Source organism: Pseudomonas gorinensis, assembly GCF_042015035.1.
Taxonomy (GTDB): Bacteria; Pseudomonadota; Gammaproteobacteria; order Pseudomonadales; family Pseudomonadaceae; genus Aquipseudomonas; species Aquipseudomonas gorinensis.
In genome coordinates this window covers 6,602,957-6,620,707 of record NZ_CP167125.1, presented here as the reverse complement: position 1 = coordinate 6,620,707, position 17,751 = coordinate 6,602,957, and the positions used below count along the sequence as shown (strand labels likewise).

General features: G+C 53.5%; 11 protein-coding genes, 6 tRNA genes and 3 rRNA genes. All 20 read left to right on the top strand.

Annotation, left to right across the window (positions count from 1 at the left end; genetic code table 11):
• Window positions 1-104: 104 nt before the first annotated feature.
• Window positions 105-1,304, top strand: coding sequence for a tyrosine--tRNA ligase (gene tyrS / locus AB7933_RS30355; RefSeq protein WP_024077686.1), 1,200 nt, complete (start codon window positions 105-107; stop codon window positions 1,302-1,304).
• 552 nt (window positions 1,305-1,856) lie between these two features.
• Window positions 1,857-3,393: ribosomal RNA gene (locus tag AB7933_RS30350) — 16S ribosomal RNA — on the top strand.
• Between the two features lie 83 nt (window positions 3,394-3,476).
• Window positions 3,477-3,553: transfer RNA gene (locus AB7933_RS30345), tRNA-Ile, on the top strand.
• A 30-nt stretch (window positions 3,554-3,583) separates the two neighbouring features.
• Window positions 3,584-3,659: transfer RNA gene (locus AB7933_RS30340), tRNA-Ala, on the top strand.
• A gap of 247 nt (window positions 3,660-3,906) precedes the next feature.
• A 23S ribosomal RNA gene (locus AB7933_RS30335) occupies window positions 3,907-6,798 on the top strand.
• A 157-nt stretch (window positions 6,799-6,955) separates the two neighbouring features.
• A 5S ribosomal RNA gene (gene rrf, locus AB7933_RS30330) occupies window positions 6,956-7,071 on the top strand.
• The 16S, 23S and 5S rRNA genes sit together here with 2 tRNA genes alongside, the layout of an rRNA operon.
• 170 nt (window positions 7,072-7,241) lie before the next feature.
• Window positions 7,242-8,201: a bifunctional biotin--[acetyl-CoA-carboxylase] ligase/biotin operon repressor BirA gene (birA, locus tag AB7933_RS30325; RefSeq protein ID WP_024077685.1), complete on the top strand. Its 960-nt coding sequence runs from the start codon at window positions 7,242-7,244 to the stop codon at window positions 8,199-8,201.
• Complete coding sequence (locus AB7933_RS30320) at window positions 8,191-8,940, top strand: pantothenate kinase (RefSeq protein ID WP_024077684.1); 750 nt, start codon at window positions 8,191-8,193, stop codon at window positions 8,938-8,940. The genes birA and AB7933_RS30320 overlap by 11 nt, the downstream gene beginning before the upstream one ends.
• A 7-nt stretch (window positions 8,941-8,947) precedes the next feature.
• Window positions 8,948-9,394 (top strand): hypothetical protein, encoded by a 447-nt coding sequence (locus AB7933_RS30315; RefSeq protein WP_024077683.1) that lies wholly within the window; start codon window positions 8,948-8,950, stop codon window positions 9,392-9,394.
• 142 nt (window positions 9,395-9,536) lie between these two features.
• Window positions 9,537-9,621 (top strand) — tRNA-Tyr (locus tag AB7933_RS30310).
• A 24-nt stretch (window positions 9,622-9,645) separates the two neighbouring features.
• Window positions 9,646-9,719, top strand: a tRNA-Gly gene (locus tag AB7933_RS30305).
• Between the two features lie 26 nt (window positions 9,720-9,745).
• Window positions 9,746-9,821, top strand: a tRNA-Thr gene (locus tag AB7933_RS30300).
• Between the two features lie 167 nt (window positions 9,822-9,988).
• Window positions 9,989-10,064: transfer RNA gene (locus AB7933_RS30295), tRNA-Trp, on the top strand.
• 45 nt (window positions 10,065-10,109) lie between these two features.
• On the top strand, window positions 10,110-10,478 hold the full coding sequence (gene secE / locus AB7933_RS30290; protein ID WP_003194658.1) for a preprotein translocase subunit SecE: 369 nt from the start codon (window positions 10,110-10,112) through the stop codon (window positions 10,476-10,478).
• 9 nt (window positions 10,479-10,487) lie between these two features.
• A complete protein-coding gene (gene nusG / locus AB7933_RS30285; RefSeq protein ID WP_003176436.1) occupies window positions 10,488-11,021 on the top strand; it encodes a transcription termination/antitermination protein NusG in 534 nt (177 codons plus the stop codon).
• A gap of 116 nt (window positions 11,022-11,137) precedes the next feature.
• Window positions 11,138-11,569, top strand: coding sequence for a 50S ribosomal protein L11 (rplK, locus tag AB7933_RS30280; RefSeq protein ID WP_003176435.1), 432 nt, complete (start codon window positions 11,138-11,140; stop codon window positions 11,567-11,569).
• On the top strand, window positions 11,569-12,264 hold the full coding sequence (rplA, locus tag AB7933_RS30275) for a 50S ribosomal protein L1 (protein ID WP_003232403.1): 696 nt from the start codon (window positions 11,569-11,571) through the stop codon (window positions 12,262-12,264). The genes rplK and rplA overlap by 1 nt, the downstream gene beginning before the upstream one ends.
• 198 nt (window positions 12,265-12,462) lie before the next feature.
• On the top strand, window positions 12,463-12,963 hold the full coding sequence (rplJ, locus tag AB7933_RS30270) for a 50S ribosomal protein L10 (RefSeq protein WP_024077682.1): 501 nt from the start codon (window positions 12,463-12,465) through the stop codon (window positions 12,961-12,963).
• Window positions 12,964-13,041: 78 nt separating this feature from the next.
• Window positions 13,042-13,407: a 50S ribosomal protein L7/L12 gene (rplL, locus tag AB7933_RS30265; RefSeq protein ID WP_024077681.1), complete on the top strand. Its 366-nt coding sequence runs from the start codon at window positions 13,042-13,044 to the stop codon at window positions 13,405-13,407.
• Window positions 13,408-13,627: 220 nt separating this feature from the next.
• The gene (rpoB, locus tag AB7933_RS30260; protein WP_024077680.1) at window positions 13,628-17,701 is read left to right on the top strand and encodes a DNA-directed RNA polymerase subunit beta; all 4,074 of its coding nucleotides are present in this window, start codon (window positions 13,628-13,630) and stop codon (window positions 17,699-17,701) included.
• Window positions 17,702-17,751: the final 50 nt, after the last annotated feature.

The following is a 17,751-nucleotide window of genomic DNA, read 5'->3' as shown; positions in this document are numbered from 1 at the left end:
CGCTGTGCTTGCTGAACGGTGTCCGTGCGCAGGGCAAAACTTGTAATTAGTCCCTGATCTTGTATGGTTGGTTCCCTTTTGAATCTGAGCCTTGCGGGTCTGTTATGAAGTCGGTTGAAGAGCAGCTAGCGCTGATAAAACGTGGTGCGGAAGAACTGTTGGTCGAGTCTGAGCTGATCGAAAAGCTCAAGCGCGGCCAGCCCCTGCGTATCAAGGCCGGCTTTGATCCGACGGCGCCGGATCTGCACCTTGGGCATACCGTGCTTATAAACAAGCTGCGTCAGTTCCAGGAACTGGGGCATCAGGTCATCTTCCTTATAGGTGACTTCACCGGGATGATCGGCGATCCGAGTGGCAAGAGCGCAACGCGTCCGCCACTGACTCGTGAGCAGGTTCTCGATAATGCCGAGACCTACAAGACCCAGGTGTTCAAGATTCTCGATCCAGCCAAGACCGAGGTGGCCTTTAACTCCACCTGGATGGATCAGATGGGGCCGGCCGACTTTATTCGCCTGACGTCCCAATACACCGTGGCGCGCATGCTTGAGCGAGATGACTTCGACAAGCGCTACTCCACCAACCAGCCTATCGCGATTCATGAGTTCCTCTACCCGTTGGTGCAAGGGTATGACTCGGTGGCTTTGCGTGCCGACGTTGAGTTGGGTGGTACCGATCAGAAGTTCAATCTGTTGATGGGGCGCGAGTTGCAGCGTGCATATGGGCAGGAAGCCCAATGCATTCTGACCATGCCGTTGCTGGAAGGCTTGGATGGCGTCAAGAAGATGTCCAAGTCGCTGGGTAACTATGTGGGTATCCAGGAGGCGCCAGGCGTGATGTATGGCAAGCTGGTTTCTATACCGGATGCGCTGATGTGGCGTTACTTCGAGTTGTTGAGCTTTCGTTCTATGGATGAAATCAACGCGCTGCGTGCTGAGGTCGAGGCGGGGGCTAATCCGCGCGACGTGAAGATCAAGCTGGCCGAAGAGATCGTTGCGCGTTTCCATGGTGAGGAGGCAGCTGCCAGTGCTCACCGTGCGGCAGGCAATCGCATGAGAGATGGCGAGCTGCCGGATGATTTGCCGGAGATCGAGCTGGTAGCTGCAGAGGCGATGCCGATCGCGGCTGTCCTTAATAAGGCGGGGCTGGTGAAGAACTCGGCGGTTGCGCGTGACCTTCTGGGTTCGGGTGGTGTGCGTATAGATGGTGAGGTGGTTGATCGCACCTTTATATATGAGCTGGGTGCTACCCATGTTTGCCAGGCTGGGAAGAAGGCATTTGCGCGTATTACGCTTAAATCCGAATAAGTCTGAAATTAAGTGTTGACGGCGTTTTATATCTGTCTATAATTCGCCCCACTTCCGGCGCAGTCGAAACGGAAAACTCCTTGGTAAACAAAGAGTTACGCAAGATTCGACAGCGACCTGCTTCAGTTCATCGAAGCCCAGAAGGAGTTGGTAGAGCAGTGTCGTTTGGCTCTATTAACGTTTCGATCCTCTCGGTCGAAAGCGGAGAAAAAGAGGTGTTGACAGCAGCGTGTAACGCTGTAGAATTCGCCTCCCGCTAACGAGAGATCGGAAGCGCAAGTGGTTGAAGTTACAAAGGAAACTTTGAAAACTTCTGAAAATAATCACTTGACAGCAAATGAGGCTGCTGTAGAATGCGCGCCTCGGTTGAGACGAAAGATCTTAACCAACCGCTCTTTAACAACTGAATCAAGCAATTCGTGTGGGTGCTTGTGGAGTCAGACTGATAGTCAACAAGATTATCAGCATCACAAGTTACTCCGCGAGAAATCAAAGATGTAACCAACGATTGCTGAGCCAAGTTTAGGGTTTCTTAAAAACCCAAAGATGTTTGAACTGAAGAGTTTGATCATGGCTCAGATTGAACGCTGGCGGCAGGCCTAACACATGCAAGTCGAGCGGTAGAGAGAAGCTTGCTTCTCTTGAGAGCGGCGGACGGGTGAGTAATGCCTAGGAATCTGCCTGGTAGTGGGGGATAACGTTCGGAAACGGACGCTAATACCGCATACGTCCTACGGGAGAAAGCAGGGGACCTTCGGGCCTTGCGCTATCAGATGAGCCTAGGTCGGATTAGCTAGTTGGTGAGGTAATGGCTCACCAAGGCGACGATCCGTAACTGGTCTGAGAGGATGATCAGTCACACTGGAACTGAGACACGGTCCAGACTCCTACGGGAGGCAGCAGTGGGGAATATTGGACAATGGGCGAAAGCCTGATCCAGCCATGCCGCGTGTGTGAAGAAGGTCTTCGGATTGTAAAGCACTTTAAGTTGGGAGGAAGGGCAGTTACCTAATACGTGATTGTTTTGACGTTACCGACAGAATAAGCACCGGCTAACTCTGTGCCAGCAGCCGCGGTAATACAGAGGGTGCAAGCGTTAATCGGAATTACTGGGCGTAAAGCGCGCGTAGGTGGTTAGTTAAGTTGGATGTGAAATCCCCGGGCTCAACCTGGGAACTGCATTCAAAACTGACTGACTAGAGTATGGTAGAGGGTGGTGGAATTTCCTGTGTAGCGGTGAAATGCGTAGATATAGGAAGGAACACCAGTGGCGAAGGCGACCACCTGGACTGATACTGACACTGAGGTGCGAAAGCGTGGGGAGCAAACAGGATTAGATACCCTGGTAGTCCACGCCGTAAACGATGTCAACTAGCCGTTGGGAGCCTTGAGCTCTTAGTGGCGCAGCTAACGCATTAAGTTGACCGCCTGGGGAGTACGGCCGCAAGGTTAAAACTCAAATGAATTGACGGGGGCCCGCACAAGCGGTGGAGCATGTGGTTTAATTCGAAGCAACGCGAAGAACCTTACCAGGCCTTGACATCCAATGAACTTTCTAGAGATAGATTGGTGCCTTCGGGAACATTGAGACAGGTGCTGCATGGCTGTCGTCAGCTCGTGTCGTGAGATGTTGGGTTAAGTCCCGTAACGAGCGCAACCCTTGTCCTTAGTTACCAGCACGTTATGGTGGGCACTCTAAGGAGACTGCCGGTGACAAACCGGAGGAAGGTGGGGATGACGTCAAGTCATCATGGCCCTTACGGCCTGGGCTACACACGTGCTACAATGGTCGGTACAGAGGGTTGCCAAGCCGCGAGGTGGAGCTAATCCCACAAAACCGATCGTAGTCCGGATCGCAGTCTGCAACTCGACTGCGTGAAGTCGGAATCGCTAGTAATCGCGAATCAGAATGTCGCGGTGAATACGTTCCCGGGCCTTGTACACACCGCCCGTCACACCATGGGAGTGGGTTGCACCAGAAGTAGCTAGTCTAACCTTCGGGGGGACGGTTACCACGGTGTGATTCATGACTGGGGTGAAGTCGTAACAAGGTAGCCGTAGGGGAACCTGCGGCTGGATCACCTCCTTAATCGACGACATCAGCTGCTCCATAAGTTCCCACACGAATTGCTTGATTCATTGAAGAAGACGATAAAGAAGCAGCCCGAAATTGGGTCTGTAGCTCAGTTGGTTAGAGCGCACCCCTGATAAGGGTGAGGTCGGCAGTTCGAATCTGCCCAGACCCACCAATTTTGTGTGGGAAACGCCTGTAGAAATACGGGGCCATAGCTCAGCTGGGAGAGCGCCTGCCTTGCACGCAGGAGGTCAACGGTTCGATCCCGTTTGGCTCCACCACTACTGCTTCTAGACGTTGAAAGCTTAGAAATGAGCATTCCATCACTGCGATGGTGAATGTTGATTTCTAGTCTTTGATTAGATCGTTCTTTAAAAATTTGGGTATGTGATAGAAAGATAGACTGAACGTTACTTTCACTGGTAACGGATCAGGCTAAGGTAAAATTTGTGAGTTCTCTTAATTGAGAAATTCGAATTTTCGGCGAATGTCGTCTTCACAGTATAACCAGATTGCTTGGGGTTATATGGTCAAGTGAAGAAGCGCATACGGTGGATGCCTTGGCAGTCAGAGGCGATGAAAGACGTGGTAGCCTGCGAAAAGCTTCGGGGAGTCGGCAAACAGACTTTGATCCGGAGATGTCTGAATGGGGGAACCCAGCCATCATAAGATGGTTACCTTACACTGAATACATAGGTGTAAGGGGCGAACCAGGGGAACTGAAACATCTAAGTACCCTGAGGAAAAGAAATCAACCGAGATTCCCTTAGTAGTGGCGAGCGAACGGGGACTAGCCCTTAAGTGGCTTTGAGATTAGCGGAACGCTCTGGAAAGTGCGGCCATAGTGGGTGATAGCCCTGTACGCGAAAATCTCTTAGTCATGAAATCGAGTAGGACGGAGCACGAGAAACTTTGTCTGAATATGGGGGGACCATCCTCCAAGGCTAAATACTACTGACTGACCGATAGTGAACTAGTACCGTGAGGGAAAGGCGAAAAGAACCCCGGAGAGGGGAGTGAAATAGATCCTGAAACCGTATGCGTACAAGCAGTGGGAGCCCACTTTGTTGGGTGACTGCGTACCTTTTGTATAATGGGTCAGCGACTTATTTTCAGTGGCGAGCTTAACCGAATAGGGGAGGCGTAGCGAAAGCGAGTCTTAATAGGGCGTCTAGTCGCTGGGAATAGACCCGAAACCGGGCGATCTATCCATGGGCAGGTTGAAGGTTGGGTAACACTAACTGGAGGACCGAACCGACTACCGTTGAAAAGTTAGCGGATGACCTGTGGATCGGAGTGAAAGGCTAATCAAGCTCGGAGATAGCTGGTTCTCCTCGAAAGCTATTTAGGTAGCGCCTCATGTATCACTGTAGGGGGTAGAGCACTGTTTCGGCTAGGGGGTCATCCCGACTTACCAAACCGATGCAAACTCCGAATACCTACAAGTGCCGAGCATGGGAGACACACGGCGGGTGCTAACGTCCGTCGTGAAAAGGGAAACAACCCAGACCGTCAGCTAAGGTCCCAAAGTTATGGTTAAGTGGGAAACGATGTGGGAAGGCTTAGACAGCTAGGAGGTTGGCTTAGAAGCAGCCACCCTTTAAAGAAAGCGTAATAGCTCACTAGTCGAGTCGGCCTGCGCGGAAGATGTAACGGGGCTCAAACCATACACCGAAGCTACGGGTATCACGTAAGTGATGCGGTAGAGGAGCGTTCTGTAAGCCTGTGAAGGTGAGTTGAGAAGCTTGCTGGAGGTATCAGAAGTGCGAATGCTGACATGAGTAACGACAATGGGTGTGAAAAACACCCACGCCGAAAGACCAAGGTTTCCTGCGCAACGTTAATCGACGCAGGGTTAGTCGGTCCCTAAGGCGAGGCTGAAAAGCGTAGTCGATGGAAAACAGGTTAATATTCCTGTACTTCTGGTTATTGCGATGGAGGGACGGAGAAGGCTAGGCCAGCTTGGCGTTGGTTGTCCAAGTTTAAGGTGGTAGGCTGAGATCTTAGGTAAATCCGGGATCTTAAGGCCGAGAGCTGATGACGAGTTGTCTTTTAGATGACGAAGTGGTTGATGCCATGCTTCCAAGAAAAGCTTCTAAGCTTCAGGTAACCAGGAACCGTACCCCAAACCGACACAGGTGGTTGGGTAGAGAATACCAAGGCGCTTGAGAGAACTCGGGTGAAGGAACTAGGCAAAATGGCACCGTAACTTCGGGAGAAGGTGCGCCGGTGAGGGTGAAGGACTTGCTCCGTAAGCCCATGCCGGTCGAAGATACCAGGCCGCTGCGACTGTTTATTAAAAACACAGCACTCTGCAAACACGAAAGTGGACGTATAGGGTGTGACGCCTGCCCGGTGCCGGAAGGTTAATTGATGGGGTTAGCTAACGCGAAGCTCTTGATCGAAGCCCCGGTAAACGGCGGCCGTAACTATAACGGTCCTAAGGTAGCGAAATTCCTTGTCGGGTAAGTTCCGACCTGCACGAATGGCGTAACGATGGCGGCGCTGTCTCCACCCGAGACTCAGTGAAATTGAAATCGCTGTGAAGATGCAGTGTATCCGCGGCTAGACGGAAAGACCCCGTGAACCTTTACTATAGCTTTGCACTGGACTTTGAATTTGCTTGTGTAGGATAGGTGGGAGGCTTTGAAGCGTGGACGCCAGTTCGCGTGGAGCCAACCTTGAAATACCACCCTGGCAACTTTGAGGTTCTAACTCAGGTCCGTTATCCGGATCGAGGACAGTGTATGGTGGGTAGTTTGACTGGGGCGGTCTCCTCCTAAAGAGTAACGGAGGAGTACGAAGGTGCGCTCAGACCGGTCGGAAATCGGTCGTAGAGTATAAAGGCAAAAGCGCGCTTGACTGCGAGACAGACACGTCGAGCAGGTACGAAAGTAGGTCTTAGTGATCCGGTGGTTCTGTATGGAAGGGCCATCGCTCAACGGATAAAAGGTACTCCGGGGATAACAGGCTGATACCGCCCAAGAGTTCATATCGACGGCGGTGTTTGGCACCTCGATGTCGGCTCATCACATCCTGGGGCTGAAGCCGGTCCCAAGGGTATGGCTGTTCGCCATTTAAAGTGGTACGCGAGCTGGGTTTAGAACGTCGTGAGACAGTTCGGTCCCTATCTGCCGTGGACGTTTGAGATTTGAGAGGGGCTGCTCCTAGTACGAGAGGACCGGAGTGGACGAACCTCTGGTGTTCCGGTTGTCACGCCAGTGGCATTGCCGGGTAGCTATGTTCGGAATAGATAACCGCTGAAAGCATCTAAGCGGGAAACTAGCCTCAAGATGAGATCTCACTGGGACCTTGAGTCCCCTGAAGGGCCGTCGAAGACTACGACGTTGATAGGTTGGGTGTGTAAGCGCTGTGAGGCGTTGAGCTAACCAATACTAATTGCCCGTGAGGCTTGACCATATAACACCCAAGCAATTTGCTGACCTGAAAAGGCACCAGATTGCGGTGTGTGAAGACGAAACGAACCGAAAGTTCGAAACGCACAAAACACCGAAAGCTGTCACATACCCAATTTGCTGAAGCGAGGCCAGCTGGTCACGACTCAGTACCCGAATTTCTTGACGACCATAGAGCATTGGAACCACCTGATCCCATCCCGAACTCAGTAGTGAAACGATGCATCGCCGATGGTAGTGTGGGGTTTCCCCATGTGAGAGTAGGTCATCGTCAAGATTAAATTCCGAAACCCCATTTGCGAAAGCAAATGGGGTTTTGTTTTGGGCGATCGAAAAGAGTTGAATGGTTTATCGCTGCTCCCTTCAGTTCAGTCCTGTGTCCGGCCTTTCTATGCAATGACCTTACGCATGGCTATCATGCGTGCCTCATTGTGAGGCGATACTTGCATGTTGACGTTGTTGAAACTACTGAAAGATGGTCGATTCCATTCTGGAGAGGCGCTAGGTGCTGCCCTTGGTATCAGCCGCAGCGCTGTGTGGAAGCAGCTCCAGCATCTCGAGGCCGAGTTAAATCTACCTATTCATAAAGTCCGCGGTCGTGGGTATCAGTTGGCTTCGCCTTTGGTATTTTTGAATGCTGAAGATATCGTTCTGCATGCGGCCTCTTTGCCTTGGCCTGTCCATATTTTCGATTCCATTGACTCTACGAATGCTGAGGCCTTGCGCCTTGTTGATGCGAACTGTGCGGCACCTTTTATAGTGCTTGCGGAGCAGCAAACAGCAGGTAGGGGAAGGCGAGGTCGTAAGTGGGTTAGTCCGTTTGCGCAAAATATTTATTACAGTGTTGTGTTGCGTATTGAAGGTGGTCTGCGGCAGTTGGAGGGGCTGAGTCTCGTTGTTGGGTTGGCGGTCATGCAGGCTTTGCGTGACGCTGGCGTACAGGGCGCAGCCTTGAAGTGGCCGAATGACGTCTTGGTTGGACAGAAAAAAATTGCCGGCATCTTGCTCGAGTTGGTGGGGGATCCTGCTGATATCTGTCACGTCGTCCTGGGGATAGGCATCAATGTGAATATGCAGAAGGCCGTTGATGTCGATCAGCAATGGACTTCGGTGCAGCTCGAAACGGGTATTCCGATTAATCGTAATTATCTGGTGGCTCAACTGAGTCTGAGGCTGCAAGGCTATTTGCATAAACATATGACTCTTGGTTTTGCTGGGCTTCAGGAGGAGTGGGAGCAGAATCATGCGTGGCAAGGAAGAGCTGTGTCGCTGATCGCCGGTGTCAATCGAATCGAAGGCGTGGTATTAGGCGTCGACCACCAGGGTGCGTTGCGTTTGAGTGTTGATGGCGCTGAGAAAATCTATAGCGGTGGTGAGCTAAGCCTGAGGTTGCGTGATGATTCTTGAACTCGACTGTGGGAATAGCTTTATCAAGTGGCGCGTACTTGATGTGAATAAGGTGGGTGCCTCTGCAGAGGGGGTTGTTGGTTCGGATGTCGCGTTGATTGAGACGCTGGAAGCGCTTCCAGGGTTGTTGCTGACACGCTGTCGAATGGTGAGTGTACGGGCCCCAGAGGAAACCAATAAGCTGATAGCGGCGCTGGAGGAGGCATTCGGCGTTACCGTATGCTGCGCTGTTTCTTCGCGAGAGATGGCTGGAGTGCGCAATGGTTACGAAGATTTCGAGCGTCTCGGGCTTGATCGTTGGTTGGCTATGCTGGGGGGATTCAAATTAGCAGCTGGCCCTTGCCTGGTTCTGGACTTTGGTACTGCGGCTACCGCAGATTTTATCGCTGCGGATGGTGAGCATCTAGGTGGTTTCATTTGCCCGGGCATGCCGCTCATGCGCAACCAGTTGCGTACCCATACCCGCAAGATACGTTACGACGATGCGGCAGCTGAGAGGGCGCTTGAGCGGCTCTCTCCAGGGCGCACGACCGTAGAGGCGGTTGAGCGTGGCTGTACGTTGATGATCAGAGGGTTTGTGCTGACGCAGTTGGAGTTGGCTCGAGCTTATTGGGGTGATGATTTCACTGTGTTTCTCACTGGGGGGGATGCCGACCTGGTCTGGGATGCCGTGCCGCAGGCTCGACTCGTTCCGGACCTGGTGTTTGTCGGCCTTGCAATGGCATGTCCTTTATCCTGAGGTGTTTATGCGTTGGCTGTTTTTGCTATTGCTCGTACTCAATGCTTTCTATTACGTCTGGCATCAGCAGGAGGCTCCTTTGCGCGCAAAGGATGTCACGCCTTTGAGTCTCTACCGAGGCTCGCAGCAAGATATTCGACTACTGAGTGAGTCCGCTGATGCGATGGTCCGGCGTGACCGTGCAAAGACGCCGGATGCACAAAATACCTGTTTATACATAGGCGGTTTTTCTGATCTGCATCAGGCTCAGACTCTCGAGCAGCGTCTGACGAGTCTGGATATAAAGGTCAAGGTTCAATTGTTGAGCGCTTCTGACGCCTCAGGCTATTGGCTTCGGGTGGCCCCTGAGAGTCGTCGCCTGGCTGACGATCTGCCGTTTGAAAACCTTGCTAAGGAATTCAATGAGTTAAAACATAAAATAATGCTGTGCGAAGGCATTGCAACTAGCGAATAGTTTGCATAGAATGGCGCCCGCTTCGCAGTGAAGACCTTTTAGGTCAACAGGGTGAAGCGAACGTCAACGCAGCTAACCTCATATTTTTACTGAGAAAATGCTTGACAGAAGGTCGGCGTAATGTAAAATGCCGGCTCGCTTAGGAGGGGTTCCCGAGCGGCCAAAGGGATCAGACTGTAAATCTGACGTCTACGACTTCGAAGGTTCGAATCCTTCCCCCTCCACCATTTTTAGCGTGAGCTGCAAGCTCCGCGGGTATAGTTTAGTGGTAGAACCTCAGCCTTCCAAGCTGATGATGCGGGTTCGATTCCCGCTACCCGCTCCAAGTTTGCAGGTTGTGCAAGGTGTTTCGCTCTTGTAGCTCAGTTGGTAGAGCACACCCTTGGTAAGGGTGAGGTCAGCGGTTCAAATCCGCTCAAGAGCTCCATATAACAAGGCAGATATGAAAATATCTGCCTTTGTTTTAATGGCTGCCTCGGCTTGATGGCGTCTGGCCTGACCTAGTTTGGTTTTCTTGGTCATTTCAAGTCTCTTGGGGTTGGTTGTTGTAAAGTCTTTTTCAGGCCTGCATAATGGTCGGCCTGATTTTGTTTTAGGTCAGTAGCTCAATTGGCAGAGCGACGGTCTCCAAAACCGTAGGTTGGGGGTTCGATTCCCTCCTGACCTGCCAGATTCACGTGGTGTGTCTGGCTTTCTTTTCACAGGATCTTCATAGATGACTCCTAAGGCTGAAGCTCAAAGCTCTCGTTTCGATCTGGTCAAGTGGCTTGCTGTAGTCGCATTGGTGGTCGTAGGCGTTGTTGGCAATCAGTACTATTCTGCTTCGCCGATCCTGTACCGCGTACTCGCTTTGCTCGCCCTTGCTGCTGTAGCTGCCTTTGTAGGCCTGCAGACTGCCAAAGGCAAGTCTTTCGCGGTCCTGGTAAAGGAAGCTCGCACCGAAATTCGTAAAGTCGTTTGGCCGACTCGCCAAGAAACCACGCAGACCACGTTGATTGTTGTGGCTGTTGTTCTGGTTATGGCGTTGCTGTTGTGGGGGCTTGATTCCCTGCTCGGCTGGCTTGTTTCCTTGATTGTTGGCTAAGGGTGTCCCGTGGCTAAGCGTTGGTACGTTGTGCATGCTTACTCGGGTTACGAGAAGCATGTTATGCGCTCTTTGCTGGAGCGCGTAAAGCTGGCAGGCATGGAAGATGGCTTCGGCGAAATTCTGGTTCCCACTGAAGAAGTGGTTGAAATGCGGAATGGCCAGAAGCGCAAGAGTGAGCGCAAGTTCTTCCCTGGCTACGTGCTGGTTCAGATGGACATGAATGAAGGTACTTGGCACTTGGTCAAGGATACCCCTCGTGTCATGGGCTTTATTGGTGGTACTGCTGATAAGCCTGCTCCGATCACCGACAAAGAGGCAGAAGCGATTCTGCGTCGTGTTGCTGACGGTAGCGACAAGCCCAAGCCGAAGACATTGTTCGAGCCGGGCGAGGTTGTTCGTGTCACCGATGGTCCGTTTGCTGATTTCAACGGTACTGTCGAAGAAGTTAACTACGAAAAGAGCCGGATCCAAGTGGCGGTGCTCATTTTCGGACGCTCTACTCCGGTAGAGTTGGAGTTCAGTCAGGTCGAAAAGGTCTAGCTGAGCAATCATCCCAACCCCGCAGCCTAGGCTGTGGGGTTTTGTCGTCACTGGGATAAACGCGCAAGTAACCGGGGAGCCTTTCGAGGCGTTCGAACCCGTAATTGGAGTGCCTCATGGCCAAGAAGATTACCGCTTACATCAAGCTGCAAGTGAAGGCCGCTCAGGCCAACCCTAGCCCACCCGTCGGTCCTGCTCTGGGTCAGCACGGCGTGAACATCATGGAATTCTGCAAGGCCTTCAACGCCCGTACTCAGGGTCTTGAGCCAGGTCTGCCGACTCCAGTGATCATCACTGTATACAGCGACCGTAGCTTCACCTTCGAAACCAAGTCGACCCCGGCTTCGGTTCTGTTGAAGAAAGCTGCTGGTCTGACTAGCGGTTCCGCTCGTCCGAACACCGTTAAGGTTGGCACCGTGACTCGTGCTCAGCTGGAAGAAATCGCGAAAACCAAAAACGCGGATCTGACAGCAGCTGATATGGATGCAGCCGTGCGTACCATCGCCGGTTCTGCTCGTAGCATGGGCCTTAACGTGGAGGGTGTGTAATGGCTAAGCTGACCAAACGCCAAAAGGCTATCGCCGGCAAAATCGAAGCAGGCAAGGCCTACAACTTTGTAGACGCTGCTGCCCTGCTGACCGAGCTGTCGACTGTAAAGTTCAGCGAGTCTGTTGACGTTGCTGTGAACCTGGGTGTTGACCCACGTAAATCCGACCAGGTCGTTCGTAGCGCAACTGTGCTGCCGCACGGTACTGGCAAGACTGTACGTGTAGCTGTCTTCACCCAAGGTCCGGCAGCTGAAGCTGCTCTGGCCGCTGGTGCCGATCGCGTTGGCATGGATGACCTGGCCGCCGAAATGAAAGGCGGCGACCTGAACTATGACGTCGTTATTGCCTCCCCGGATGCAATGCGCGTTGTAGGTCAGCTGGGTCAGATCCTCGGTCCACGTGGTCTGATGCCTAACCCTAAAGTCGGCACTGTAACGCCAGACGTAGCTACCGCGGTTAAAAACGCCAAGGCTGGTCAGGTTCGTTATCGCACCGACAAAAACGGCATCATTCACACCTCCGTTGGCAAAGTCGGTTTTGATGCCGTCAAGCTGAAGGAAAACGTTGAAGCCCTGATCGCTGATCTGAAGCGTATCAAGCCAGCTTCTTCGAAAGGTATCTACGTCAAGCGCGTTACCCTGAGCACAACTATGGGCCCAGGTCTGGTCATCGACCAAGGCTCGCTGGACGTATAAGACATAAATTGGCGCGAGAGATCGTGCCAATTGAAAAATTGGGGTCCCTGCCTGGCGGGGGCTATCCAAGACCGTAGGCGACGCAAGTCTTAAACCTCAAGCCTACGCAGATGGTGCTCCCGGTTCCTTACCGAATCAGACACCAAAACGACATCCGGCTCCGGCCAGATGAAACGGTAACAAGCAGGAGTTAAACCCGTGGCAATTAATCTCGAAGACAAGAAGGCCATCGTCGCTGAAGTCAACGAGGCTGCCAAAGCTGCTCTGTCCGCTGTCGTGGCTGATGCCCGTGGTGTGACAGTAGGCGCTATGACCGGACTCCGTAAAGAGGCTCGTGAAGCTGGCGTATACGTACGTGTTGTACGTAACACCCTGCTCAAGCGCGCAGTTGCTGACACTGAATACAGTGTTCTCAACGACGTGTTCACCGGCCCGACTCTGATTGCGTTCTCCAAAGAGCATCCAGGCGCTGCTGCCCGTTTGTTCAAAGAGTTCGCCAAGAGTCAGGAAAAGTTCGAGATCAAGGCAGCTGCGTTCGAGGGCAAGTTCCTCGCAGCTAACCAAATCGACGTACTGGCAACACTGCCGACCCGCAACGAAGCTATTTCGCAGTTGATGAGCGTGATTCAAGGCGCCACCAGCAAGCTGGCTCGTACTCTGGCTGCAGTTCGCGAGCAAAAAGAAGCTGCCGCAGCCTAAGGCTGAGCATTTTCTCTCGCGTATTTTTGTTTATTTCGATGGCCGCGTAGGCCGTCCCCCAATTCAGGAAATACAGTAATGTCTATCTCCCAAGAAGATATCCTCAACGCCGTAGCTGAAATGTCGGTTCTGCAGGTTGTTGAGCTGATCAAAGCTTTCGAAGAAAAATTCGGCGTTTCCGCAGCTGCTGCTTCCGCTGGTCCAGCTGTTGCTGCTGTCGCTGCTGAAGAGCAAACCGAATTCAACGTCATGCTGCTGGAAGCTGGCGAGAAGAAAGTAAACGTGATCAAGGCAGTTCGTGAACTGACCGGTCTGGGCCTGAAAGAAGCCAAGGCTGTAGTTGACGGCGCTCCTGCAATGGTTCTGGAAGCTGTTGCTAAAGACGCAGCTGACAAAGCCAAAGCAGCACTGGAAGAAGCAGGCGCTAAAGTCGAGCTGAAGTAAGCATCGACCTTGCGTCTCCAGCCCAAGCGTTAAGCTGAAGGCTGATGGCTGGTGGCTCTTGCCACCGGCCTTTTTCCGTTCTTGGCTGTCGACTCGGTCGCCGCCATTAACGCGCTGTAGCCACCCGAAGCGGTGGTGCAAACCATGGGGTTTGCAAGATTTTCTGGCTGCTCCCGTCGGGAGGGGCCAAACAAGCAGGTGACCAAGCTGGGGAACGCTGATGGCTTACTCATATACTGAGAAAAAACGTATCCGCAAGGACTTTAGCAAGTTGCCGGACGTCATGGATGTCCCGTACCTTCTGGCTATCCAGCTGGATTCGTATCGTGAATTCTTGCAGGCGGGAGCGACCAAAGATCAGTTCCGCGACGTGGGCCTGCATGCGGCCTTCAAATCCGTTTTCCCGATCATCAGCTACTCCGGCAATGCTGCGCTGGAGTACGTGGGTTATCGCCTGGGCGAACCGGCATTTGATGTCAAAGAATGCGTGTTGCGCGGTGTTACGTACGCCGTACCTTTGCGGGTAAAAGTCCGTCTGATCATTTTCGACAAAGAATCGTCGAACAAAGCGATCAAGGACATCAAAGAGCAAGAAGTCTACATGGGCGAAATCCCATTGATGACTGAAAACGGTACCTTCGTTATCAACGGTACCGAGCGTGTTATCGTTTCCCAGCTGCACCGTTCTCCGGGCGTGTTCTTCGACCACGACCGCGGCAAGACGCACAGCTCCGGCAAACTCCTGTACTCCGCGCGGATCATTCCGTACCGTGGTTCGTGGTTGGACTTCGAGTTCGACCCGAAAGACTGCGTGTTCGTGCGTATCGACCGTCGTCGCAAGCTGCCAGCCTCGGTATTGCTGCGCGCGCTTGGCTACACCACTGAGCAAGTGCTGGACGCTTTCTACACCACCAACGTATTCAGCCTGAAGGATGAAACCCTCAGCCTGGAGCTGATTGCTTCGCGTCTGCGTGGTGAAATTGCTGTTCTGGACATCCAGGATGAAAAGGGCAAGGTCATTGTTGAGGCTGGCCGTCGTATTACTGCGCGCCACATCAACCAGATCGAAAAAGCCGGTATCAAGTCGCTGGACGTGCCTTTGGACTACGTCCTGGGTCGCACGACCGCCAAGGTCATCGTTCACCCAGCCACAGGCGAGATCCTGGCTGAGTGCAACACTGAGCTGAACACCGAAATCCTGGCAAAAATCGCCAAGGCCCAGGTCGTTCGCATCGAGACTTTGTACACCAACGATATCGACTGCGGTCCGTTCGTTTCCGACACCCTGAAGATCGACTCCACCAGCAACCAATTGGAAGCGCTGGTCGAGATCTATCGCATGATGCGTCCTGGCGAGCCACCAACCAAAGACGCTGCCGAAACCCTGTTCAACAACCTGTTCTTCAGCCCTGAGCGCTATGACCTGTCTGCGGTCGGCCGGATGAAGTTCAACCGTCGTATCGGTCGCACCGAAATCGAAGGTTCGGGCGTGCTGTGCAAGGAAGACATCGTTGCGGTCCTGAAGACTCTGGTCGACATCCGCAACGGTAAGGGCATCGTTGATGACATCGACCACCTGGGTAACCGTCGTGTTCGCTGCGTAGGCGAAATGGCCGAGAACCAGTTCCGCGTTGGCCTGGTGCGTGTTGAGCGTGCGGTCAAAGAGCGTCTGTCGATGGCTGAAAGCGAAGGCCTGATGCCGCAAGACCTGATCAACGCCAAGCCAGTGGCTGCGGCGGTGAAAGAATTCTTCGGTTCCAGCCAGCTCTCGCAGTTCATGGACCAGAACAACCCGCTCTCCGAGATCACCCACAAGCGCCGTGTTTCCGCACTGGGCCCGGGCGGTCTGACCCGTGAGCGTGCAGGTTTTGAAGTTCGTGACGTACACCCGACTCACTATGGTCGTGTATGCCCGATCGAAACGCCGGAAGGTCCGAACATCGGCCTGATCAACTCCCTGGCGGCCTATGCGCGCACCAACCAGTACGGTTTCCTTGAAAGCCCGTACCGCGTGGTGAAAGACGCCCTGGTCACCGACGAGATCGTATTCCTGTCCGCCATCGAAGAAGCTGATCACGTGATCGCTCAGGCTTCGGCCACGATGAACGACAAGAAAGTACTGATTGACGAGTTGGTAGCTGTTCGTCACTTGAACGAGTTCACCGTCAAGGCGCCGGAAGACGTCACCTTGATGGACGTATCGCCGAAGCAGGTAGTCTCGGTTGCTGCGTCGCTGATCCCGTTCCTGGAGCACGATGACGCCAACCGTGCGTTGATGGGTTCTAACATGCAGCGTCAAGCTGTACCTACACTGCGTGCCGACAAGCCGCTGGTGGGTACCGGCATGGAGCGTAACGTAGCTCGTGACTCCGGCGTTTGCGTCGTGGCTCGTCGTGGCGGCGTGATCGACTCCGTTGATGCCAGCCGTATCGTGGTTCGTGTTGCTGATGACGAAGTTGAAACTGGCGAAGCCGGTGTCGACATCTACAACCTGACCAAATACACCCGCTCGAACCAGAACACCTGCATCAACCAGCGTCCGCTGGTGCGTAAGGGTGATCGCGTTCAGCGTAGCGACATCATGGCCGACGGCCCGTCCACCGACATGGGTGAACTGGCGCTGGGCCAGAACATGCGCATTGCGTTCATGGCATGGAACGGCTTCAACTTCGAAGACTCCATCTGCCTGTCCGAGCGTGTTGTTCAAGAAGACCGCTTCACCACGATCCACATCCAGGAACTGACCTGTGTGGCGCGTGATACCAAGCTTGGGCCAGAGGAAATCACTGCAGACATCCCGAACGTGGGTGAAGCTGCACTGAACAAACTGGACGAAGCCGGTATCGTTTATGTAGGTGCTGAAGTTGGCGCGGGCGACATCCTGGTTGGTAAGGTCACTCCGAAAGGCGAGACCCAACTGACTCCGGAAGAGAAGCTGTTGCGTGCCATCTTCGGTGAAAAAGCCAGCGACGTTAAAGACACTTCCCTGCGCGTACCGACCGGTACCAAGGGTACTGTCATCGACGTACAGGTCTTCACCCGTGACGGCGTTGAGCGTGATGCTCGTGCACTGTCCATCGAGAAGACCCAGCTCGACGAGATCCGCAAGGACCTGAACGAAGAGTTTCGTATCGTTGAAGGCGCAACCTTCGAGCGTCTGCGTTCCGCCCTGGTGGGTCACAAGGCTGAAGGTGGTGCGGGCCTTAAGAAAGGTCAGGACATCACCGACGAAGTGCTCGACGGTCTTGAGCACGGCCAGTGGTTCAAACTGCGCATGGCTGAAGATGCTCTGAACGAGCAGCTCGAGAAGGCCCAGGCCTATATCGTTGATCGCCGCCGTCTGCTGGACGACAAGTTCGAAGACAAGAAGCGCAAACTGCAGCAGGGCGATGACCTGGCTCCAGGTGTGCTGAAAATCGTCAAGGTTTACCTGGCAATCCGTCGTCGCATCCAGCCGGGCGACAAGATGGCCGGTCGTCACGGTAACAAGGGTGTGGTCTCCGTGATCATGCCGGTTGAAGACATGCCGCACGATGCCAATGGCACCCCGGTCGACGTCGTCCTCAACCCGTTGGGCGTACCATCGCGTATGAACGTTGGTCAGATCCTCGAAACCCACCTGGGCCTCGCGGCTAAAGGCCTGGGTGAGAAGATCAACCGTATGATCGAAGAGCAGCGCAAGGTTGCTGACCTGCGTAAGTTCCTGCACGAGATCTACAACGAGATCGGCGGTCGCAAAGAAGAGCTGGACACTTTCTCCGACCAGGAAATCCTGGATCTGGCGAAAAACCTGCGCGGCGGCGTTCCAATGGCTACCCCGGTGTTCGATGGTGCCAAGGAAAGCGAAATCAAGGCCATGCTCAAACTGGCAGACCTGCCAGAAAGCGGCCAGATGCAGCTGTTCGACGGCCGTACCGGCAACAAGTTTGAACGCCCGGTTACTGTTGGCTACATGTACATGCTGAAGCTGAACCACTTGGTAGACGACAAGATGCACGCTCGTTCTACCGGTTCGTACAGCCTGGTTACCCAGCAGCCGCTGGGTGGTAAGGCTCAGTTCGGTGGTCAGCGTTTCGGGGAGATGGAGGTCTGGGCACTGGAGGCATACGGTGCTGCTTACACTCTGCAAGAAATGCTCACAGTGAAGTCGGACGATGTGAACGGTCGGACCAAGATGTACAAAAACATCGTGGACGGCGATCACCGTATGGAGCCGGGCATGCCCGAGTCCTTCAACGTGTTGATCAAAGAAATTCGTTCCCTCGGCATCGATATCGATCTGGAAACCGAATAACACGTGACGCGAATCGAGAGCGGGGTTGTTTAGCCCGCTCTCTGCTCCGC